Source organism: Delftia sp. RIT313, from assembly GCF_000632165.1.
GTDB lineage: Bacteria > Pseudomonadota > Gammaproteobacteria > Burkholderiales > Burkholderiaceae_C > Comamonas > Comamonas acidovorans.
Map to the genome: position 1 here is coordinate 132499 of NZ_JFYT01000002.1, position 20795 is coordinate 153293.

The window sequence follows — 20795 nt, forward strand, 5'->3', positions numbered from 1 at the left end:
AGGGGGACGACAGCCTCGCGGCGGGGCGGCCCTTGCTCGCTGTCCCTTGTTTTGGCCGCGCCAGTTTTTCAGGCACTTCCCATAAATGAGAGTGGGCTGTTTGCTCCACGATGAAAACCCGAACCGGCAGCCACGATGAAACGGCAAGCCGGTCGCCCCACGATGAAACAAGAGCCCTCAAGGGCCTGAGAGAAGAGAAAAGAAAAAGGGATGGAAAGCCGCAAGGCCTTCCATCCCTTTTCATTTTCATCGGGTGCGCACCGCCGGGCGGCGGTGCTGCGCGGTGTCAGTCGTCCAGCAGGGACAGGTCGCGCACGGCGCCCTTGTCGGCCGACATCACCAGCTTGGCATAGGCCTTGAGCGCGGCCGAGACCTTGCGCGGGCGCGGCTCGGCGGGCTTCCAGCCCTTGGCATCCTGCTCGGCACGGCGGCGGGCCAGTTCCTCGTCGGAGACCAGCACGTTGATGCTGCGGTTGGGAATGTCGATGCGGATGCGGTCGCCGTTCTTCACCAGGCCGATGGCGCCGCCAGCGGCAGCTTCCGGCGAGCAGTGACCGATGGACAGGCCCGAGGTGCCGCCCGAGAAGCGTCCGTCGGTCAGCAGTGCGCACTCCTTGCCCAGGCCCTTGGACTTGATGTAGCTGGTCGGGTAGAGCATTTCCTGCATGCCGGGGCCGCCCTTGGGACCTTCATAGCGCACGACGACGATGTCGCCGGCCTTGACCTTGTCGTCCAGGATGTTCTGCACGGCCTCGTCCTGCGACTCGGTCACGTGGGCCGTGCCTTCGAACACATGGATGCTTTCGTCCACGCCGGCCGACTTGACCACGCAGCCGTCCAGGGCGATGTTGCCCGTCAGCACGGCCAGGCCGCCTTCCTTGGAGAAAGCGTGCTCGTAGGAGCGGATGCAGCCTTCTGCACGGTCCAGGTCCAGGCTGGGCCAGCGCGTGTTCTGGCTGAAGGCCACCTGGGTGGGAATGCCGGCCGGGCCTGCCAGGTAGAAGTGCCTGACGGCCTCGTCCTGGGTGGTGGTGATGTCCCACTGCGCCAGGCCTTCGCCCAGGGTCTTGGCGTGCACGGTGGGCACGTCGGTGTGCAGCTTGCCGGCGCGGGCCAGCTCGCCGAGGATGGCGAAGATGCCGCCGGCACGGTGCACATCCTCGATGTGGTATTTCTGCGTGTTGGGCGCCACCTTGCACAGCTGGGGCACGGAGCGCGAGAGGCGGTCGATGTCGGCCATGGTGAAGTCGATCTCGGCTTCACGGGCAATGGCCAGCAGGTGCAGGATGGTGTTGGTGGAGCCGCCCATGGCGATGTCCAGCGTCATCGCGTTCTCGAAGGCCTTGAAGCCCACGGAGCGCGGCAGCACGGAGGCGTCTTCCTGCTCGTAGTACTCGCGGGCCAGTTCGACGATGCGGCGGCCGGCGCGCTTGAACAGTTCCTCGCGGTCGGCATGCGTGGCCAGCACCGTGCCGTTGCCGGGCAGGGACAGGCCCAGCGCCTCGGTCAGGCAGTTCATGGAGTTGGCGGTGAACATGCCCGAGCAGGAACCGCAGGTGGGGCAGGCCGAGCGCTCGACCTGGGCGACCTGCTCATCGGTGTAGTTGGAGTCGGCCGCGATCACCATGGCATCGACCAGGTCCAGCTTCTTGAACTCCAGCTTGTGCGTGTTGGGATTGGCCAGCTTGGTCTTGCCCGCTTCCATGGGGCCGCCGGAGACGAAGATCACCGGAATGTTCAGCCGCATGGCGGCCATCAGCATGCCGGGGGTGATCTTGTCGCAGTTGGAGATGCACACCAGCGCGTCGGCGCAGTGGGCGTTGACCATGTACTCCACCGAGTCCGCGATGATGTCGCGGCTGGGCAGCGAATACAGCATGCCGTCGTGGCCCATGGCGATGCCGTCGTCCACGGCAATGGTGTTGAATTCCTTGGCCACGCCGCCTGCGGCCTCGATCTCGCGCGCCACCAGCTGGCCCAGGTCCTTGAGGTGGACGTGGCCCGGAACGAACTGCGTGAAGGAGTTGGCGATGGCGATGATGGGCTTGTCGAAGTCGCCATCCTTCATGCCGGTGGCACGCCACAGGGCGCGCGCACCGGCCATGTTGCGGCCGCCGGTGGAAGTCTTGGAACGGTATGCGGGCATGGGGAATCCAGTTGTCTGTCGTCTCGGTCCATCCCTGGTCCTGTGGGGAAGGCCAGGGTCTGGGCGAAGATTATGGCGCAGCGCCCGCCGCACCGCTGGGGCACAGGAATGCCTCGGCCGGCATGGGCCGCCCCTTTGCAGACCCCAGGCATCGCCTGCCGCGAAGCCTGCGCCGCCGTTCAAGGCTCCTCAGCGGCGCGAACGCGAGCGCGTGCCCGTGCCCATGGCTTCCTTGTTCTTTTCGATGCGCTTCAAGCGCCGCTGCTCGATCTTGTCGGCCGCGCGCCGCTTGGTGTAGCCAGAGGTGTCGGCCCAGGCCCACCAGGCTGCCGTCACGCCATAGGCGCCCAGGATGACGTACCAGGACCAGGAGGCCACAGGCTCGATATCGGCCAACTTCAGCAGGGTGAGCAGGACCGCGATTCCCAACAGATACATAACTTCTCCTTCACCAGACGGTGCTTCACACGAGGTAACGCATCAGGCATGCGCGCCCACTACAATGTTTCGCATAATTATTCCCGACAACCCCCAGGAACTCATGATGAAGCAGACATTGATCGCATTGGCCTTGACCGTCGTCACCGTGGCTCCCGCCATGGCCGACCAGGCTCTTGCCGCCTCCAAGAACTGCATGGCCTGCCACGCCGTGGACAAGAAGCTGGTGGGCCCGTCCTATAAGGATGTGGCCTCCAAGTACGCAGGCCAGAAGGACGCGGTGGACAAGCTGGCTGCCAAGATCATGAAGGGCGGCAGCGGCGTCTGGGGTCCGGTTCCCATGCCCGCCAACCCCCAGGTCAACGATGCCGACGCCAAGAAGCTGGCCGCCTGGGTGCTGTCGCTGAAGTAAGTTCCGCCGGCCTCCCGCCTCGGGGCCCGCAACGAAAAAAACCGCGCAACGCAAGTCGCGCGGTTTTTTTCATGGTCCTCCCGTGAATCCGGGCGGGGGCCGCCTACCTGTAGTCCGGTGCGCCTGCGCCGGGCTGCTGGTACAGGCGAACCTGCTGCTCCAGCTGCCCCACATAGGCGGCCGTGCTGTTGTCCGACTCCTGGGCACGCTGCACCAGGTGCGCCTCCAGCCCGTCCAGCCGCGCCATCAGCACTTCCTTGTCACGCGCATGCAGGTCCTCCAGCACGGTGCGCAGCTCGGTGAAACGCGAAGCCTCGGCCTTGTCGGCCAGGTCACGCTGGGCCTGCATTTCCTTGGCGTGGCGGCGCGCCTCCATCAGTACCGAGCCCTGCAGCCACAGCACATAGGCGACGAAGAACACGCCCAGCAGGCAGGTCAGCGCCAGCATCAGCACGCCCAGCGGCGCCTGGACTTCGGTCACGCCCAGCGACACGACGGAAGGCGCGGCCAGCGTGTTCCAGTTGAATGCCGCCAGCAGCGCAATCAGGGCCACGGTGATCAGCAGCGACAGGGTTCTCAGATTCATGGTGCAACGCCTCCCTCGGCAGTGGTGAAAACAACAGCTTCGGTTGTACTGCAGCCATCATGCCTGAGCTGTCGGCCCACACAAAATAGGACTGCAAGACAGCGCGCCGCCCGCAGTCCAGCCAAGAAAAAACCGGAGCCTGTGCTCCGGTTCTTCATGGCGGGCGTGTCCGCCCTCAGTTCGTCTCGGCCAACTGGTCGAGGATGGCCGGGTTCTCCAGCGTGCTCGTGTCCTGGGTGATGGCCTCGCCCTTGGCAATCGAGCGCAGCAGGCGGCGCATGATCTTGCCGCTGCGCGTCTTGGGCAGGTTGTCGCCAAAGCGGATGTCCTTGGGCTTGGCGATGGGGCCGATTTCCTTGGCCACCCAGTCGCGCAGCTCCTTGGCGATCTGCTTGGCCTCCTCGCCCGTGGGACGCGAGCGCTTGAGCACCACGAAGGCGCAGATGGCCTCGCCTGTCAGGTCATCGGGGCGGCCCACCACGGCGGCCTCGGCCACCAGGTCGGTCTTGGACACCAGGGCCGACTCGATCTCCATCGTGCCCATGCGGTGGCCCGAGACATTGAGCACATCGTCGATGCGGCCCGTGATGCGGAAGTAGCCACGGTCCTCGCTGCGCACGGCGCCGTCGCCGGCCAGGTAGGTCTGCCCGCCCAGCTCGGCCGGGAAGTAGCTCTTCTTGAAGCGCTCGGGGTCGCCCCAGATGGTGCGGATCATGCTGGGCCAGGGCTTGGTGACCACCAGCAGGCCGCCTGCGCCGTTGGGCAGTTCATGGCCGGTCTCGTCGACGATGGCGGCCATGATGCCCGGCAGCGGCAGCGTGCACGAGCCCGGCACCAGCGGCGTGGCGCCCGGCATGGGAGCGATCACGTGGCCGCCGTTTTCGGTCTGCCAGAAAGTGTCCACGATGGGGCAGCGCTCGCCGCCCACATTGCGGTGGTACCACATCCAGGCCTCGGGATTGATGGGCTCTCCCACGCTGCCCAGCAGGCGCAGGCTGGACAGGTCCGAGTTCTTCGGATGCACGGCGGCATCGCCGTCGGCGGCCTTGATCAGCGAGCGGATGGCCGTGGGCGCCGTGTAGAAGATGGTGCAGCCGTGGCGCTCGATCATCTGCCAGAAGCGGCCCGCGTTGGGGAAGGTGGGCACGCCCTCGAACACGATCTGCGTGGCGCCAGCGGCCAGCGGGCCGTAGGCCACGTAGGTGTGGCCCGTGATCCAGCCGATGTCGGCCGTGCACCAGAATACGTCGCTGGACTTGAGGTCGAAGGTCCACTCCATGGTCTGCTTGGCCCACAGCACATAGCCGCCCGTGCAGTGCTGCACGCCCTTGGGCTTGCCCGTGGAGCCGCTGGTGTAGAGGATGAACAGCGGGTGCTCGGAATCCACGGCCACGGGCGCGCACTCGGTGCTCTGGCCGGCCAGGATCTCGCCGAAGGTCTTGTCGCGGCCTGCCGTCATGGCACAGGCCGTGGCCGTGCGCTCGTAGACGAAGACATGGCGCACGGCCTCGCAGCCGCCCAGCGCCAGCGCATCGTCCACGATGGCCTTGAGCGGCAGCTCCTTGCCGCCGCGCATCTGGTAGTTGGCGGTGATCACGGCCACGGCGCCCACGTCCACGATGCGCTCCTGCACCGCCTTGGCCGAGAAGCCGCCGAACACCACGCTGTGCGTGGCGCCGATGCGCGCGCAGGCCTGCATGGCGATCACGCCCTCGATGGTCATGGGCATGTAGATCAGGACGCGGTCGCCCTTTTGCACGCCCTGGGCCTTGAGCGCGTTGGCGAACTGCGAGACGCGCTCCAGCAGTTCGCGGTAGCTGACCTTGGTGACCTCGCCGCCATCGGCCTCGAAGATGATGGCCGTCTTGTGCTCGACGTCCGTGCCCATGTGCTTGTCCAGGCAGTTGGCGCTGGCGTTGAGTTCGCCGTCGGCGAACCAGCGGAAGAACGGGGGATTGCTGTCGTCCAGCACCTGGGTGAAGGGCTTGGACCAGACCACGTTCTCGCGCGCCAGGCGGGCCCAGAAGCCCTGGTAATCGTTCTCTGCCTCGGCGCACAGCGCCTTGTACTGCTCCATTCCGGAGATGCGGGCCTTGGCGGCAAAGTCTGCCGGCGGCGGGAAGACCCGGTTCTCCACCAGTACCGATTCAATGGGGGATGCTGTTGCGGTGCTCATGCTTGCTTGTCTCCTGGGCTGGCCAAATAAAAATTGTGGTGTGACTGTCGGGGGCCGGTCTTACATGCCACTGACTGAAACCCCCTTGGGCGCGTCTACCTGGGGATTCCCCGCAGTTCCCGGCTGTCACTGGCAATGGCCTGTTTCGCCGCTAAAATCGCGCGCCCGTTTTCCACGGCCATTGTCCCCTCCCATCCACGCTCCCACACCAGACAAGCGCGACCGACCACCATGGCCCGCCAGCAAAACTCCAATCGAGCCCCCGGCTCCCCCCTGCGTCCCCTGCCTTCCCTGATCTTCGCCAGCCGCTGGCTGCAGCTGCCGCTGTACCTGGGCCTGATCGCCGCCCAGGGCGTCTACGTCTGGCACTTCCTGCTCGAGTTGTGGCACCTGATCGAGGCCGCCTTCGGCAACCAGGAAGCGCTGCAGGCCCTGATCACCAGCATCGGCTACAAGCACGATGCACCCATCGGCGCGCTCAACGAGACCATCATCATGCTGGTGGTCCTGGCGCTGATCGACGTGGTGATGATCTCCAACCTGCTGATCATGGTCATCGTGGGCGGCTACGAGACCTTCGTCAGCCGCCTGGGCCTGGACAGCCACCCCGACCAGCCCGAGTGGCTGGGCCACGTGAACGCCTCCATCCTCAAGGTCAAGCTGGCCCTGTCCATCATCGGCATCAGCTCCATCCACCTGCTCAAGACCTTCATCAACGCAGGCAGCTACGACGTCAAGGTGCTGATGTGGCAGACCATCATCCACGTCACCTTCCTGGCCAGCGCCCTGGCCATCGCCTACACCGACAAACTGATCAACAGCACGGCCAGCAACCACTGAGCCAGTCGGCATCCCGCACCGAAGCCCCGCAGCGCCAGCCGCTGCGGGGCTTTTTTCATGGGCGGGCGCAGGCAACGGGTCGGTCACCTGCCAGCGCCCGGCCGGCCAGCGCGCCGGGCACGCTTTTTGCCGCAGATCGGGCCTGAAGCTTTCCTCAAGCTGACGCTTGACCGATTTTATTCATCGATGACAGCATATGCCTTGCGAATCATGGTTTCAATGCTCTCATTAAGTGAGCAAATACTGGCCGGATTGCAGCCCCCAAGGGCTTGAAACAGCCCAAAACAGGCCTTCTTCGGCTCATGCGTTTTGACGCAGTAAAACCTGTTTTATATAATTTCGGCTTCTTTACAACCTGCCAAGCAGGTCATCGGCACCGTCTTCACGGCCTGCCGATACACCCCGGCGGATCGTTGTGCTCCCGGCACAGCCCCGTCAACCGGGCCGAAACTCGGTCCTGATGTTGTGGGGCATCGCGCTGGCTGATCTTCAGCCACGATGCCCGACTGAGACACCGCGCGCCTCGACGCCGGCTGCTCTCGACTTCTGGCTCTTGCGCACCGCTTCGCGTGCCATCCGAGCCGCCTCGGGTGCTTTCGCACCTGTTTGAATCCCAGCAACGGGGGACGGCAGTCCTCTGCAGCGAACGGCATCAGGGCTTCATTTTTGGCTTGCGCGCCAGCGTCTTCGCCCGTCGAGGACGCTGGACTGTGTTCCATCTCACCCAAAAGGAGAACGCCACAGTGGCCAAGCAGATCATCATCGATCATGTGTTCAAGGTGTTCGGGGACGACCCCAAGACCGCACTCGACCTCGTCCAACAGGGCCTGAGCAAACAGGAGATCCTGGAGCGCACGGGCCAGTCCATCGGCGTGTTCGACGCCAATTTCACCATCGAGGCCGGCGAGATCTTCGTCGTCATGGGCCTGTCGGGCTCGGGCAAGTCCACCCTGGTGCGCATGCTCAACCGCCTCATCGAGCCCACGGCCGGGCGCATCGTGGTCGATGGCCAGGACATCAATGCCCTGAGCGAGCGCGATCTGCGTGCGCTGCGCCGCAAGGACATCTCCATGGTGTTCCAGTCCTTTGCGCTGATGCCGCACATGACGGTGCTGGACAACACGGCCTTCGGCCTGGAGCTGGCCGGCGCCGACAAGGCCGAGCGCCAGACACAGGCCCAGGCCGCGCTGGAGCAGGTGGGCCTGGGCGCCTGGGGCGCCAGCTACCCCGACGAGCTGTCGGGCGGCATGCAGCAGCGCGTGGGCCTGGCCCGGGCGCTGGCGTCCGATCCGTCCATCCTGCTGATGGACGAGGCCTTCTCGGCCCTGGACCCCATCATCCGCACCGAGATGCAGTCCGAGCTGCTGCGCCTGCAGCAGATCCAGCGCCGCACCATCGTCTTCATCTCGCATGACCTGGACGAGGCCATGCGCATCGGCGACCGCATCGCCATCATGAAGGACGGCCAGGTGATCCAGGTCGGCACGCCCGACGAGATCCTGCGCAGCCCCGCCGACGACTATGTGCGCAGCTTCGTGCGCGGCGTGGATGCAGCCTCGGTCTTCAAGGCCGGCGACATCGCGCGCCAGGCGCTGACCGTGGTGTCCGAGCACAGCGACCGCGGCTGCCGCGCAGCCCAGCGCCTGCTGGAAGACTCCGACCGCGACTACGCCTATGTGGTCAACGCGCGCCGCCGCTTCCTGGGCGTGGTGTCCTCGCAGTCGCTGCGCGACGCACTGCATGGCCGCCCGGGCATGCTGGGCCTGAGCCACGCCTTCCTGCCCAACGTCGAGCCGCTGTCCGCAGGCACGCCGGTGGCCGAGCTGTTCGGCCCCGTGGCCGCCGCGCCCTGCGCGCTGCCGGTGACCAGCGACGACGGCCAGTTCATGGGCGTGGTCAGCCGCACCACCATGCTGCGCTTCCTGGACCGCGACACGCCGCCCGTGCCGCCGCCGCAGGAGATCGTGCCGCCGGTCACGCTCAACCCGCATTTCCCGGCCTCCAACGCCCCCACCGTCGCGCCGACCGTGGAGCCGATTGAACAACGACAAGGAGATGCCGCATGAGCGATGCAACCAACAGCCTGAACCCGAACACCGCCGCCGCCGCCACCGATCCCTGGGCCGATGCGAGCGCAGCCCCTGCTTCCACCGATTCCTCAGCGTCTGCTGCCTCTGCAAGCGCCGATCCCTGGACAACCGCCGCCACGCCGGCGCCCGATGCCTCGGCCGATCCCTGGGGCGCCGCCAGCGGCGGTGATGCCGCAGGCGGTGACTGGCTGGGCGCCTCGGCCGGCTCGGGCGTTCCTGACGACGCCCATGCCAGCCTCTGGCACCAATTGACCACCGACGGCCTGCCCGTGCAGGGCTGGATCAACAGCGGCCTGGAATGGGTGGTCCACCATTTCCGCCCCTTCTTCCAGGCCGTGCGCACGCCCATCGACGGCACGCTGTCGGGCATCACCGATGCCATGCTGGCCCTGCCCTGGCCGCTGCTGATCCTGATCCTGACCCTGGTGGCCTGGCAGTTCGCGGGCCGCGCCATGGCCATTGGTGCCGCCGTCTCGCTGGTGGTGGTCGCCATGCTGGGCATCTGGCCCGAGGCCATGGTGACGCTGTCCCTGGTGCTGACCTCGCTGGTGTTCTGCATGGTCATCGGCCTGCCCGCGGGGATTTTGCTGGCCTCCAGCGACCGTGCGCAGCGCTGGACACGCCCGCTGCTCGACGCCATGCAGACCACGCCGGCCTTCGTCTACCTGGTGCCCGTGGTGATGCTGTTCGGCATCGGCAACGTGCCCGGCGTGATCGTGACCATCATCTTCGCGCTGCCGCCGCTGATCCGACTGACCAACCTGGGCATCCGCCAGGTGCGCCCCGACCTGATCGAGGCCAGCCGCGCCTATGGCGCATCGCCCTGGCAGTTGCTGTGGAAGGTGCAGCTGCCGCTGGCCATGCCATCCATCATGGCCGGCGTGAACCAGGCGCTGATGCTGTCGCTGTCCATGGTGGTGATCGCTTCCATGATCGCCGTGGGCGGCCTGGGCCAGATGGTGCTGCGCGGCATCGGCCGCCTGGACATGGGCCTGGCCACCGTGGGCGGACTGGGCATCGTGCTGCTGGCCATCGTGCTGGACCGCATCACCCAGGCCATGGGGCAGACGACCCGTGGCGGTGCGCGCTGGTGGCACAGCGGCCCCGCCGGCTGCATCGCCCGCCTGCTGGGCGCCGGCAACAAGCCGGTCCATCGCGGCAGCACCAGCTGAATGCCTTCACTGCGGCGCGGATGGGCCCACTGCCGCGCCGCCTTCCCGAAAAGCGGCCAGCCACGCTGGCCGCCCACTCCCCTTTCATCACACAACGGAGGAACCCGAGGATGAACCAAGCCCTGAACCACAATCGACTGCCAACTGCCGCTGCCAGCCACTGGCTGCGCACCGCCACGATGGCTGCCGGCATCGCACTGGCCTGCGCAGGCGCATCGGCCGCCAGCGACCAGCCCGGCAAGGGCGTGAAGGTGTCGCCGCTCAAGAGCTCCATCGCCGAAGAGAGCTTCCAGACCCTGATCGTCATGAAGGCCCTGGAGAAGCTGGGCTACGACGTGCAGCCCTTCCAGGAAGTCGAGTACCCCACGGCCCACGTGGCGATTGCCAATGGCGATGCAACTTTCCTGGCCACGCACTGGAACCCGCTGCACGCCGACTACTACAAGAACGCGGGCGGCGACGCCAAGCTGTTCCGCAAGGGCGTGTACTCGGACAACGCGGCCCAGGGCTATCTGATCGACAAGAAGACGGCCGACGAATACAAGATCACCAATATCGGCCAGTTGAAGGACCCCAAGATCGCCAAGCTGTTCGACTCGGACGGCGACGGCAAGGCCGACCTCACCGGCTGCACGCCGGGCTGGGGCTGCGAGGCCGTGATCGAGCACCACCTGACGGCCTACAAGCTGCGCGACACCGTGACCCACAAGCAGGGCACGTACTCGGCGCTGATCGCCGACACCATCTCGCGCTACAAGGCCGGCAAGCCCATCCTCTACTACACCTGGACGCCCTACTGGGTGAGCAACGTGCTCAAGCCCGGCAAGGACGTGGTGTGGCTGGAGGTGCCCTTCTCCTCGCTGCCCGGCGAGCAGGCCAAGTTCGATACCAAGCTGCCCAACGGCAAGAACTACGGCTTCGTGGTGAACAAGCAGCAGATCGTGGCCAACAAGGCCTTCACCGACAAGCATCCCGACGCCGGCAAGCTGTTCGAGCTGATGCAGCTGCCCGTGAGCGATATCAGCGCGCAGAACCACATGATGAGCCAGGGCCAGAACAAGCCCTCGGACATCAACCGCCATGTGGACGGCTGGATCAAGGCCCACCAGAAGACCTTCGACGGCTGGCTGGAACAGGCCCGCGCCGCAGCCCGCTGAACGCTGCGGGGGGAGCCGCTCCAGGCGTTCCCCCGGCTTCCTGCTTCAAAGGCCCGCTTCGGCGGGCCTTTTGAACATGCGCAGGGCGATGGCCGTGACCACCACGCCCGCCACCAGCGCCACCGCATACATGGCCACGTGGGTCACGGCGTTGGGTATGGGCGCGACGAAGATGCCGCCATGCGGCACCTTCAGCTCCACACCCGCCAGCATGGACACGGCGCCGGCCACGGCCGAGCCCAGCACCAGGGCCGGAATCGTGCGCAGCGGATCGCGCGCCGCGTAGGGAATGGCCCCTTCGGTGACAAAGGCCAGGCCCAGCACGCCGGCCGAGGCGGCGCTGCCGCGCTCCTCGCGCGTGAAGCGGTCGGCGAACAGGCGCGTGGCCAGGGCCAGCCCCAGCGGCGGCGTCATGCCGGCGATCATGGCCGCAGCCATGGGCGTGTAGACCTGGCTCGCGATCATTCCCGTGGAAAACGCATAGGCGGCCTTGTTCACCGGCCCGCCCATGTCAAAGGCCATCATCGCGCCCAGCAACAGGCCCAGCAGCAAGGCACTGGCACCCTGCATGCCGCGCAGCCAGGCGCTCAGCCACTGCAGCAGCTCGGCCACGGGCGCACCGACCAGATAGAACATCAGCAGCCCCGTGAACAGGCTGCCCAGCACAGGCAGGATCAGCATGGGCAGCAGGCCCTTGAGCGCCTGCGGCAGCCGGATGTGCGCCGCCATGAAGGCCACGGCATAGCCGGCGATGAAGCCGGCCGCAATGCCGCCGATGAACCCCGCCCCCATGCTGGACGCGATCATCCCGCCGATCATGCCCGGCGCAATGCCGGGCCGGTCGGCAATGGAATAGGCGATATAGCCGGCCAGCGCCGGCACCATCAGCGCAAAGCCGCCCTTGGCGCCGATCTGGAACAGCGTCCAGCCCAGCGTGCCCTGGTGCGCATCGTCATGGACATAGATGCCGCCCAGCGCAAAGGCCATGGCGATCAGAATGCCGCCCGCCGTGACGAAGGGCAGCATGAAGGACACGCCGGTCATCAGGTGGCGATAGGCACCGCCCTGGGTCCGGGCCGGCGTGGGCGCGGCGCCGCCTGCAGCAGCGCCTACGGCGGCACCATGCACGGTGGCTTCGGCCAGCGCCCGGGTGATCAGCCCCGAGCCGTCGCGTATGGCCGGCTTGGTGCCGCTGCGCAGCAGCGGCTTGCCCGCGAAGCGCGAAAGATCGACCTCGCGGTCGGCGGCGATGATGACCAGGTCGGCCTCGGCAATCTCCTGCGGCGTCAGCGCATCGAGCGCGCCCACCGAGCCTTGCGTCTCCACGCGCATGGCGTGGCCCAGCGCCGCCGCGCCGCGCTGCAGGCCCTCGGCCGCCATGAAGGTATGGGCGATGCCCGTGGGGCAGGAGGTGACGGCCACGATCCGCTTGCCCATGCGCTTGCCCAGGCTCTCGCCCATGCGCTGAGCTGCGGGACTGGCGGCAGCGCAGCGCGCAAGCACGCCGGCCGGATCGTCGAGCGCCTCGCGCAGGCTGCAGCGCTCGACGGCGGCGAGCACGAAGCGGGAGGCATCGGCGTCGGTATCTGCATCGTCATCGGTGCCGGCATCCCCCACGATCAGCAATTGCCCGGCCTGCGCGGCGGCATCGGCTGCATGCAGCCCGATCACACCGCCGCTGGCGCGCACTTCCACGGCCAAGGGCCGCTGTCCGGCCGCATGGCGCAGGGCTTCGGCGGCCAGCAGCGCTTCGGCGTCGTGCCCGGCGGCTGCGATCACCACAAAAAGAGGGTTCATGAGAGCTCCTGAAGAATGGGGGATCACGGCCACTGGCATGGCTCCAGCAGCACGCTGGCGGCCAGGGCCTGGACGCGGTTGGCATCGACTTCGCGCGCGGGCGCGGCCTGCAGCCAGGCCAGCGCGCTGGCCGTGGACAGGCGTGCGGTGTCCGCCAGATCCAGTCCGCGCAGCCGCGCGGCCACCATGCCCGCGACCATGGCATCGCCCGCGCCCACGGAGCTGCCGCGCGCCCGCTGCGGCGGCCGCGCAATCACCGCGCCTTGCACGGTGGCGAACAGCGCGCCCTCCTCGCCCATGGACACCACGGCCAGCCCCAGCCCTCTGTCCAGCAGGCGGCGCGCGGCGGCCAGAAGCGCATCGCGGCCGTCCAGGCGCTGGCCTGTGGCGGCCTGCAACTCCTCCCGGTTGGGCTTGATGGCCCAGGGCATGGCCGCATGGGGGGCCGTCGCCAGGGCGGCGGCCAGGGGGGCCTCGCTGGTGTCCAGCAGCACGTCGGCGCCGGCGGCCACGGCCTGGGCCTGGAGCCGGACCCAGCTGTCCGCAGGCAGGCCGGCCGGCAGGCTGCCCGAAAGCACCACGGCCAGGCCGGGCCGCAGATACCGGGCCAGCGCGGCCATGACGGCGTGCAGATGCGCTTCGGTCAACACCAGGCCCGGCAGGTTGATGTCCGTGGTCTGGCGCCCGCCGTCGGCCACCAGCTTGATGTTGGTGCGCGTCTGGCCCGGCACGCGCAGGCAGGCGTCGGCAATGCCGCGCTGGGCGAACAAGGCCTCGAACATGCCGGCGTTGTCACTGCCCAGCACGCCCAGCGCGGCCGTGGAAACGCCCAGGCCCGCCAAGGCGGCGGCAACATTGATGCCCTTGCCGCCCGGCGCCTGCACGCTGCCCAATGCGCGCTGCACCTGGCCGGGCAGCAGCGCATCCAGGGTCACAAGCTGGTCTATGGCCGGGTTCAGGGTCACGGTGATGGCTTGCGGGGCGTTCATGCCGTCACCTCCTTGGCCAGTGCCCGCACCTGCGCGGCATCCTCGCAGCCGAGCGCCCTGTCTGCGAGCGCCTGCAACTGCCGCAGGCTGGCCGCGCGCAGGCCGGCCTTGACACCGGCGATGTCGTTGGGCGTCATGGACAGCTCGCCCACCCCCAGCCCGGCCAGCAGCAGCGCACCGAACGGGTCGCCGGCCAGTCCGCCACAGACGCCCACGGGGCGCGCGCGGGTGGCAGCGCCCTGAACGGTGGCGCGCACCATCCGCAGCACGGCCGGATGCAGGCTGTCGGCCTCGGCCGCCAGCTGCGGGTTCTGGCGGTCCATGGCCAGCACGTACTGGGTCAGGTCGTTGGTGCCTATGGAGAAGAAGTCCGCATGGCGGGCCAGTGCGTCGGCCTGCACGGCGGCGGCGGGCACCTCGATCATGATGCCCAGCGGCAGGACCGGGGCGTCCAGTTCGGCACGCAGCCGTTCGCAGGCCGCGCGCAGCGCCAGCAGCTCCTGCACGCTGGTGACCATGGGAAACATCACGGACAGCCTTGCGCCATCGCGGGCCGCCCGGTACAGGGCGCGCATCTGGGGCTCCAGCAGGTCGGGGCGGCGCAGCAGCAGCCGCGCGCCGCGCACGCCCAGGAAGGGGTTGTCCTCGCGCGGCAGCTCCAGGTGGGCGACCTGCTTGTCGCCGCCGATGTCCAGCGCGCGAACGATCAGCGGCCGGCCCTCCAGCGCCTGCGCCATGGCGCAGTAGGTTTTGTACTGCTCGTCCTCGCCGGGCGTGCTGCCGCGCTCCAGGAACAGGAATTCCGTGCGCATCAGGCCCACGCCCTCGGCGCCCTGGGACAGGGCCAGCGGCACCTGCTCGGGCAGGTTGACGTTGGCGCAGACTTCGATGCGCACGCCATCGGTGGTGATGGCAGGCAGGCTGCGCTGCGCGGCCACGCGTTCCTGCAGCGCCCGCTGCTCGGCCATGTGGGCACGCGCCGAAGCCAGGTCCTGCTCCGAGGAATCAAGGTAGATGCGGCCATTGGCGCCATCGACGATGGCCAGGGCCCCATCGGCCATGCCCAGCACGCCGCCGCCTGCCGCCACGGCGGCCGGCAGCCCCAGCGTGCGCGCGAGTATGGCCGTGTGCGAGGTGGGACTGCCCTGCGCCGTGACCAGCGCGGCCACACGCGCCGTGTCCAGCCGGGCGGTTTCCGAGGGCGAAAGATCGGCCGCGACCAGGATGCAGCCGCTGTCGGGCAGGCCATCCGGTCCCGCCGCTGCCAGCGAGGGCTGCAGTTGCACCAGCACGCGCCGGCCCACGTCGCGCAGATCGGCGGCACGCGCGGCCAGCGCAGGGTTGTCCAGCGCCTGGAGACGGGCAGCCCCCTCCTCCACGGCGCGGTCCCAGGCCCAGGCCACGCCGTGGCCCTGGACCATGAACTGGCAGGCGCGCGTGATGAGTCCGGTGTCGCCCAGCCACTCGGCCTGCGCGCTGAAGATGGCCGCATCGCCTTCGCCCAGGCGGCGGCGAGTGTCGTCATGCAGGGCGCGCAGCTGGCCCTGTGTCTCGGCCAGCGCCGCATGCAGCCGCGCACCGCACACGCTGAGCGGCTCGGGCAGGTCGGGGATCTCGGCGGCCTCCACACGCCACTGGTGGATGCGGGCCACGGCCAGCCCCGGGCTGGCGCCCAGGCCCACAAAGGCAGGCCGCGCCAGCGGCGGCAGCCAGCCCGTGGCGGGCGATTCGGCCGCCTTGCGCGCAGCGGCGTCGGCATCGGCACGTTCCTGGGCCACCAGGGCCTGGGCCACGGCACACAGGCGCTGGACCGCGGCCCTGGCATCGGGCCCCTCTGCCGAGACGGTGACCTTGTCGCCTTCGCGCAGTCCCAGCTGCAGCAGGCTGGCCATCTGCCGCGCATCGGCCACCTCGCCGCCATGGCGCACCTGGATGCGCGAGGCAAAGCCGCGCGCCGCCTCCGCCCAGCGCGTGGCAGGCCGCGCATGCAGGCCGTTGGGATAGGCAATGGTCCATTCGCGCGCCTCGGCCAGATCCACTGCCGCCGGGCGGGCGGCAGGCGGCGCCGGGTCCGCCTGCCCCTGGAGCACATCAATGACCTGCTGCGCATCGCCGGTGGTGAACAGCGCCTGCAGCCGGGGTGTCTGCAGCAGGCCGGCCAGGCGGCGCAGCAAGGTGATGTGGGCATCGGAGCGTGCCGCCACCGCCACGACCAGATGCACGTTCTGGCCGGCATTCCAATCCAGGCCCTCGCGCACCTGGAGCACGGCCACCGCGTCGCGCAGCACCAGGGCCCGGTCTTCGGCGCGGCCGTGGGGAATGGCCACGCCGTGGCCCAGAAAGGTTTCGGCCTGGGCCTCGCGCGCCTGCATGCCGGTGGCATAGCCAGGGGCCACGCAGCCAAGGTCCTGGAGCAGCCGGGCCACCTGGGCAATGGCGTCGGCCTTGTCGCGCACCCTGGCGTCCAGGCGCACGGCGATCTGCAGGCCCGCAGGAGCGGTGGGTGCAACCGCCGGGAGGGATGAATGGGCATTGATCATGGCGCGGATTGTGGGAACGTTCCCAACCATCAGTCAATCTGCACTGCAACATAACCCGGCCATAATCCGGCCATAACTCGGCATTTCTTTGGAGTTATCCTCTGCGGCACACCACAACCAACGGGAACGATTGCATTGAGCATCAGCATCAACGATGTGGCCCGTGCGGCCGGGGTTTCCAAATCGACGGTATCGCGCGCGCTGGCGGGCGGCTCGGTGAGCGAGGAGGTCCGGGCGCGGGTCGCGGCCGCCGTGCAGGCCACGGGTTACCGGCCCAATCTGATGGCGCGCCGGCTGCGCGCGCGCGACGCAGGGCCCATGGGCGTGCTGGTGGCCGACATACGCAACCCGTTTTTCACGGCCCTGATCCGCGCGGTCGAGGCCGAGGCCTATCGCCAGGGCCGGCGCGTGCTGTTGTGCAATACCGACGAAGACCCGCAGCGCGAAGCCATGTACCTGCAGCTCATGCAGGAAGAGCGCATCGCGGGACTGATCTTTGCGCCCACCCAGGCCAGCCTGCACAAGCTCGAGCGCATGCAGCTGGAGTTCCCCGTCGTCCTGGTGGACCGGGCGGGCGCCCCGGCCTGCCATGACAGCGTGGTGCTGGACAACGCCCAGGCCTGCGCCACCCTGGTCAGGCATCTGGTGGACCAGGGCCGCCGCCGCATTGCAGGCGTCTTCGGCAGCACCAGCAGCACGGCGCGCGAGCGCTGCGACGGCTATCTGGCCGCCATGCACGATGCGGGCCTGGCGCCCGACTTGCGCCAATTGCCCCCGACCAGCGATGCCGCCGAGGCCGAGGTCGCGCAATGGCTGCGCCAGCCGCAGCGGCCTGACGCCTTCGTGGCCAGCAACAGCCTGCTGCTGGAAGGCTGCCTGCGCGCGATACGCGCCGCAGGCCTGCGCATCCCCGGCGATGTGGCGCTTGCCGGTTTCGACAACGAGCGCTGGACAGAACTGGTGGCCCCCGCCATCACCGTGATCGAGCAGCCGGTGGAGGCCATGGGCCGCGCCGCATTCGGCCTGCTCATGGAGCGGCTGCACACGCCCGACCTGCCGCTGCGCAAGGTGATCATGCAGGGGCGCTGCATCGTGCGCGAGTCCACCCAGGCGGCGGGCTGAGGCGCTGCGCCGGGGCGGGGATCACGCAGGGATCTGCAACTGGCGCACGGCGTCGTCCACGCTCCAGCCCGCATAGCTGGCGCGCGGCAAGGCCGGATTGCCCACGCGCGCCAGCAGGTCGCGCACGGGGTCCTTGACGCGGGCCAGGGCCAGCGGCACGCCCAGTTGCCGCAACTGGGCCGCGAAGTCGCACAGCGCCTCGACACTGGTGGCATCCAGATCGGCCGAATCTTCCAGGCTCAGCACCACGCCGCGGGGCGAAGGCAGGGATTGCAGCCGCTCCCGGATGGCCGCAAACACCGGGTCGGCATTGCCGAAGAACAGCGGCGCCTCGGGCCGCGCGATCAGCAGGCCGGCCGGCACCACCGCGTCGGGGTGGCGTGCGGCATCGACAAAGTCATGCGTGTCCCCCAGCCTGCCCAGCCAGCTCACATGCGAGCGCGACAGCGTTTGCAGCAGCATGAGCAGGCTGGCCGCGATGGCCAGCAGCAACCCGTCGAGCACGCCCAGCGCCAGCACGGCAAAGAAGGAAAGAACAACGATCAACCGATCCCGCCGCCAGGCGAAGTAAGGGCGCAGCGCGGCAGGGTTCAGCGTGTGGCCCACAGCGTGGATGACGATGGCGGCCAGCAGCGGCTGCGGCGTGCGCTCTATCCAGGGCAGCAGCAGCCAGACGGCCAGGCCCACCACGGCGCAGGCCACCAGGCCTGCAGCGCGGCTTTGCGCGCCCGCCACCTCGTTGGCCGAGGTGGCCGAGTAGCCCGCGCCCACGGGCATGCCATGGAACACGCCCGACAGCAGGTTGGCCGCGCCCAGCGCCATCAGGTCGCGGTTGGCATCGATGCGGTCGCCGTGGCGCAGCGCAAAGCTGCGGATGGAGCCATAAGACTCGGCATAGAGGATGAGCGCCATCGCAAAGGCCAGCTCGCCCAGGCGCAGCCATTCGGCGCGCGACAGCGAGGGAATGCCGGGGTTGGAGAAATCCAGCCGTATCGGCCCCACGGCCGCAATGCCCCAGCGCGCGCACCAGCCGCCCGCATCCAGCGCAATGCCGGCCGCAATCACCAGCAAGGCCGCAGGCAGGCCACGCCAGCGGGCCAGCGCACGCATCAGCAGCAACGCCGCAACGGCCATGGCCAGGCCCGCTCCATTCCAGTGCCGCCAGCCGGCCAGCAGCTCCCAGACAAAGCGCGGCAGATCGCCATGCACGGGCTGGAAGGCGACGGCATGCGGGATCTGCTTGACCACGATGGTCAGCGCCAGCCCCAGCGCAAAGCCGCGCAGCACGGGCTTGGCGATGAAGTTGGACACGGCGCCCAGCCGCGCCAGCCCCGCCACCACGAAGAACAGGCCCGTCAGCAGCACGATGCCCACGCCCAGCAGCATGCGCTGCTGCGGCGAGGTGCCGGCCATGGACGCCGTGGCCGCCAGCAGCACGGCGGCAGAGGAGGATGTGGCCGAGACGATGGCGAAGCGGCTGGTCCCCAGCAGGCCATAGGCCAGCAGCCCGGCGAACAGCGCAATCACCCCGGCCTGCGGCGGCAGGCCGGCGATGCCGGAATAGGCCACGGCCTCGGGCAGCAGCAGGCCGGCGATGGACAGGCCGGCGCCCCAATCGGCCAAGGCAGGCAGGCCAGGCGCACGCATCAGGATTGCGGAGCAACGACGCCGGACCAGCCCGGCAGGTAGCGCGCCTCGGCGCCGTGCGCCAGGCCCAGGGCCTCATGCAAGGCCTGATCGGGCAAGGCGACATCGCTCTTGCCACTGCGCAGGTCCTTGGGTGCAAAGCGCGTGCGGAAAAAATCGGCCCAGAGGAATTCGACGAAAGGCGCCGTGTCCTTGGCATAGCCACCGGCCTTGCGCACGGCGCCGGCCAGGCTGCGGTAGGGGTCGTCGCGCAGGCGGTCCAGCTGCTCGGGCAGCTTGGCCCAGTCGCATCGGCGGCCGCGCTCGTCATACGGATGGGCCCATTGGTGGAACTCCATCAGGCGCCAGAACATCAGCGGATCGGCCTCGCTGAAATCGGCCAGCTGCATGACCCAGACCTGCTCCACGGACTCTTGCGTCAGCGCCAGCCCCAGGTGGTGGTGGTCAACGATGTAGTGCAGGCCACGCGGCCCCAGCACGGCCGGAAACCAGTGCGAGGCCAGAAGGCCTTCGCGCTCCTTGCGCTTGAGGCGGCTCCACTGGGCGCGCTTGGTCTGCACTTCGGCGGCGCCTATGGTCATCTGCGTGGGACGCAGTGCGTCCAGCGGAACCCGGGTCAGATGCTGCTGTGCTCTCATCGTCCAACCTCCGTTGCATCAAAGGTGCGGACCCGGCGGGCTGCCCGGTCCGACATCCAGAATACGCCTTCGGAGTTACAAATGGTCGCAACAACGGACTTGCACCCATAATCGCTCACAATTTTGTCCCGTTGACCTCATGAACCAGCCCCAACATCCCATCGTCCATGGCACGGAAGACGTGCTGATCAGCCTCTGCAACTCCGTCTCGCGCGTGCTCCAGGTGGCCACGCAGTGCCAGATCCAGTATTCGGGCATGGTGCAACGCATCACCAAGACCAGCCTCAAGCCCGACATCGGCTGCTTTGTCCTGGTGGACGGCGGCTTCTCGGGCCTGGTGATCATCAATTTCTCGGCCGCCGCCGCCATGGAGCTGTACCGCAGCTACATGCTGAGCATGGGCATGGGCGAGGACGACCTGGCCACCTCCTATACCTCGGACGATGTCAGCAACGTCATGGGCGAGCTAATGAACCAGGTGGTGGGCGACTTCACCAGCAAGGTCCAGCGCGAGCTTCAGACCTACATCACCCAGAGCCAGCCCAAGATGATCCGCCTGAACAAGCAGGTCAACCTCAGCGTGGACGCCAACCTCGACTCCCCCGAGGCGCGCCGCGTGACCTTCTACACGGGCAACAACAACATCTTCTATCTCGAACTGGCCATGGACCGAACCGAGTTCATCAAGGTCGTGGACTTCGAGCCCCAGGAGCGCCCCGATCCCGATGCGCTCATGGCCCAGACCGCCGCCAGCGCCCCGGCCGCAGCGCCCGCGCCGGCCGCCAGCACCGACACCGACGAACTGCTCAAGTCGCTGGGCATGTAACTGCCGGCACACGGCTCCGGCATACAGCCCCGCATACGGCCCCGGCAACGCGGGCAAGACCCTGGTGCATGCGGATGTATCAGGGCGGCCCCGCAAACGACATCGTTGATATGCAGATAATTGGGATGCCAACTATTTGAATATCACCCGATGTCGTCCCCTTCCGCCCCCTTCCCGCCCACGCAGGCCGACCCCGCCGCCGTGCAAAGGCATTTCATG

General features: G+C 68.2%; 16 protein-coding genes. 7 read left to right on the plus strand and 9 right to left on the minus strand.

The genetic code is table 11. The features are described 5' to 3' along the window. Positions 1 to 286: 286 nt before the first annotated feature. On the minus strand, positions 287 to 2146 hold the full coding sequence (ilvD, locus tag BW39_RS02450; RefSeq protein ID WP_043819478.1) for a dihydroxy-acid dehydratase: 1860 nt from the start codon (positions 2144 to 2146) through the stop codon (positions 287 to 289). 189 nt (positions 2147 to 2335) lie between these two features. Further along, complete coding sequence (locus BW39_RS02455; protein ID WP_013803244.1) at positions 2336 to 2584, minus strand: TIGR04438 family Trp-rich protein; 249 nt, start codon at positions 2582 to 2584, stop codon at positions 2336 to 2338. 106 nt (positions 2585 to 2690) lie between these two features. On the opposite strand from BW39_RS02455, the gene BW39_RS02460 reads away from it, so the two are divergent. After that, entirely contained in the window at positions 2691 to 2996 is a 306-nt protein-coding gene (locus BW39_RS02460) for a c-type cytochrome (protein ID WP_034398318.1), read from the plus strand. 103 nt (positions 2997 to 3099) lie between these two features. Here BW39_RS02460 and BW39_RS02465 read toward each other — a convergent pair whose 3' ends face one another. Further along, the gene (locus BW39_RS02465) at positions 3100 to 3582 is read right to left on the minus strand and encodes a hypothetical protein (protein WP_013803246.1); all 483 of its coding nucleotides are present in this window, start codon (positions 3580 to 3582) and stop codon (positions 3100 to 3102) included. 175 nt (positions 3583 to 3757) lie between these two features. Beyond that, on the minus strand, positions 3758 to 5758 hold the full coding sequence (gene acs / locus BW39_RS02470; protein ID WP_043819480.1) for an acetate--CoA ligase: 2001 nt from the start codon (positions 5756 to 5758) through the stop codon (positions 3758 to 3760). Positions 5759 to 5989: 231 nt separating this feature from the next. Between acs and BW39_RS02475 the strand changes: the two genes are divergently transcribed. From BW39_RS02475 to proX, 4 genes are all read left to right on the plus strand, one after another. Then, entirely contained in the window at positions 5990 to 6598 is a 609-nt protein-coding gene (locus tag BW39_RS02475) for a TIGR00645 family protein (RefSeq protein ID WP_012204594.1), read from the plus strand. 743 nt (positions 6599 to 7341) lie between these two features. Further along, on the plus strand, positions 7342 to 8664 hold the full coding sequence (gene proV / locus BW39_RS02480; protein ID WP_141834109.1) for a glycine betaine/L-proline ABC transporter ATP-binding protein ProV: 1323 nt from the start codon (positions 7342 to 7344) through the stop codon (positions 8662 to 8664). Beyond that, positions 8661 to 9860, plus strand: a complete 1200-nt coding sequence (gene proW, locus BW39_RS02485) for a glycine betaine/L-proline ABC transporter permease ProW (protein WP_043819486.1) — start codon at positions 8661 to 8663, stop codon at positions 9858 to 9860. Before proV ends, proW begins: the two co-directional genes overlap by 4 nt. Positions 9861 to 9970: 110 nt before the next feature. Next, positions 9971 to 11017, plus strand: a complete 1047-nt coding sequence (proX, locus tag BW39_RS02490) for a glycine betaine/L-proline ABC transporter substrate-binding protein ProX (RefSeq protein WP_043819489.1) — start codon at positions 9971 to 9973, stop codon at positions 11015 to 11017. A 45-nt stretch (positions 11018 to 11062) separates the two neighbouring features. On the opposite strand, the gene BW39_RS02495 is transcribed toward proX, so the two are convergent. From BW39_RS02495 to ptsP, 3 genes are read right to left on the minus strand one after another with little or no spacing between them, the layout of a single operon-like run. Further along, positions 11063 to 12814 (minus strand): PTS fructose transporter subunit IIC, encoded by a 1752-nt coding sequence (locus tag BW39_RS02495; RefSeq protein ID WP_043819492.1) that lies wholly within the window; start codon positions 12812 to 12814, stop codon positions 11063 to 11065. A gap of 23 nt (positions 12815 to 12837) precedes the next feature. Beyond that, positions 12838 to 13803, minus strand: a complete 966-nt coding sequence (locus BW39_RS02500; RefSeq protein WP_043819494.1) for a 1-phosphofructokinase family hexose kinase — start codon at positions 13801 to 13803, stop codon at positions 12838 to 12840. Next, positions 13800 to 16343 (minus strand): phosphoenolpyruvate--protein phosphotransferase, encoded by a 2544-nt coding sequence (ptsP, locus tag BW39_RS02505; RefSeq protein ID WP_043819495.1) that lies wholly within the window; start codon positions 16341 to 16343, stop codon positions 13800 to 13802. Before ptsP ends, BW39_RS02500 begins: the two co-directional genes overlap by 4 nt. Before the next feature lie 135 nt (positions 16344 to 16478). Between ptsP and BW39_RS02510 the strand changes: the two genes are divergently transcribed. After that, positions 16479 to 17465: a LacI family DNA-binding transcriptional regulator gene (locus tag BW39_RS02510; RefSeq protein WP_043819498.1), complete on the plus strand. Its 987-nt coding sequence runs from the start codon at positions 16479 to 16481 to the stop codon at positions 17463 to 17465. A 21-nt stretch (positions 17466 to 17486) separates the two neighbouring features. On the opposite strand, the gene BW39_RS02515 is transcribed toward BW39_RS02510, so the two are convergent. Together BW39_RS02515 and BW39_RS02520 are read right to left on the minus strand one after the other, a co-directional pair. Further along, positions 17487 to 19112 carry a SulP family inorganic anion transporter gene (locus BW39_RS02515; protein ID WP_043819501.1) on the minus strand — a complete coding sequence of 542 codons (1626 nt, stop codon included), beginning with the start codon at positions 19110 to 19112 and terminating at the stop codon, positions 17487 to 17489. Next, a complete protein-coding gene (locus tag BW39_RS02520; protein WP_043819503.1) occupies positions 19112 to 19750 on the minus strand; it encodes a ParB-like protein in 639 nt (212 codons plus the stop codon). Before BW39_RS02520 ends, BW39_RS02515 begins: the two co-directional genes overlap by 1 nt. 139 nt (positions 19751 to 19889) lie before the next feature. On the opposite strand from BW39_RS02520, the gene BW39_RS02525 reads away from it, so the two are divergent. Further along, positions 19890 to 20576 (plus strand): DUF3334 family protein, encoded by a 687-nt coding sequence (locus tag BW39_RS02525; RefSeq protein WP_012204543.1) that lies wholly within the window; start codon positions 19890 to 19892, stop codon positions 20574 to 20576. Positions 20577 to 20795: the final 219 nt, after the last annotated feature.

Coding starts and splice junctions, on each gene's coding strand:
- ptsP (WP_043819495.1), bottom strand. CDS start 16,343: ATGATCAATGCCCATTCATCCCTCCCGGCGGTTGCACCCACCGCTCCT.
- BW39_RS02460 (WP_034398318.1), top strand. CDS start 2,691: ATGAAGCAGACATTGATCGCATTGGCCTTGACCGTCGTCACCGTGGCT.
- proX (WP_043819489.1), top strand. CDS start 9,971: ATGAACCAAGCCCTGAACCACAATCGACTGCCAACTGCCGCTGCCAGC.
- BW39_RS02495 (WP_043819492.1), bottom strand. CDS start 12,814: ATGAACCCTCTTTTTGTGGTGATCGCAGCCGCCGGGCACGACGCCGAA.
- BW39_RS02465 (WP_013803246.1), bottom strand. CDS start 3,582: ATGAATCTGAGAACCCTGTCGCTGCTGATCACCGTGGCCCTGATTGCG.
- BW39_RS02475 (WP_012204594.1), top strand. CDS start 5,990: ATGGCCCGCCAGCAAAACTCCAATCGAGCCCCCGGCTCCCCCCTGCGT.
- acs (WP_043819480.1), bottom strand. CDS start 5,758: ATGAGCACCGCAACAGCATCCCCCATTGAATCGGTACTGGTGGAGAAC.
- BW39_RS02455 (WP_013803244.1), bottom strand. CDS start 2,584: ATGTATCTGTTGGGAATCGCGGTCCTGCTCACCCTGCTGAAGTTGGCC.
- ilvD (WP_043819478.1), bottom strand. CDS start 2,146: ATGCCCGCATACCGTTCCAAGACTTCCACCGGCGGCCGCAACATGGCC.
- BW39_RS02515 (WP_043819501.1), bottom strand. CDS start 19,112: ATGCGTGCGCCTGGCCTGCCTGCCTTGGCCGATTGGGGCGCCGGCCTG.
- proW (WP_043819486.1), top strand. CDS start 8,661: ATGAGCGATGCAACCAACAGCCTGAACCCGAACACCGCCGCCGCCGCC.
- BW39_RS02500 (WP_043819494.1), bottom strand. CDS start 13,803: ATGAACGCCCCGCAAGCCATCACCGTGACCCTGAACCCGGCCATAGAC.
- BW39_RS02520 (WP_043819503.1), bottom strand. CDS start 19,750: ATGAGAGCACAGCAGCATCTGACCCGGGTTCCGCTGGACGCACTGCGT.
- BW39_RS02525 (WP_012204543.1), top strand. CDS start 19,890: ATGAACCAGCCCCAACATCCCATCGTCCATGGCACGGAAGACGTGCTG.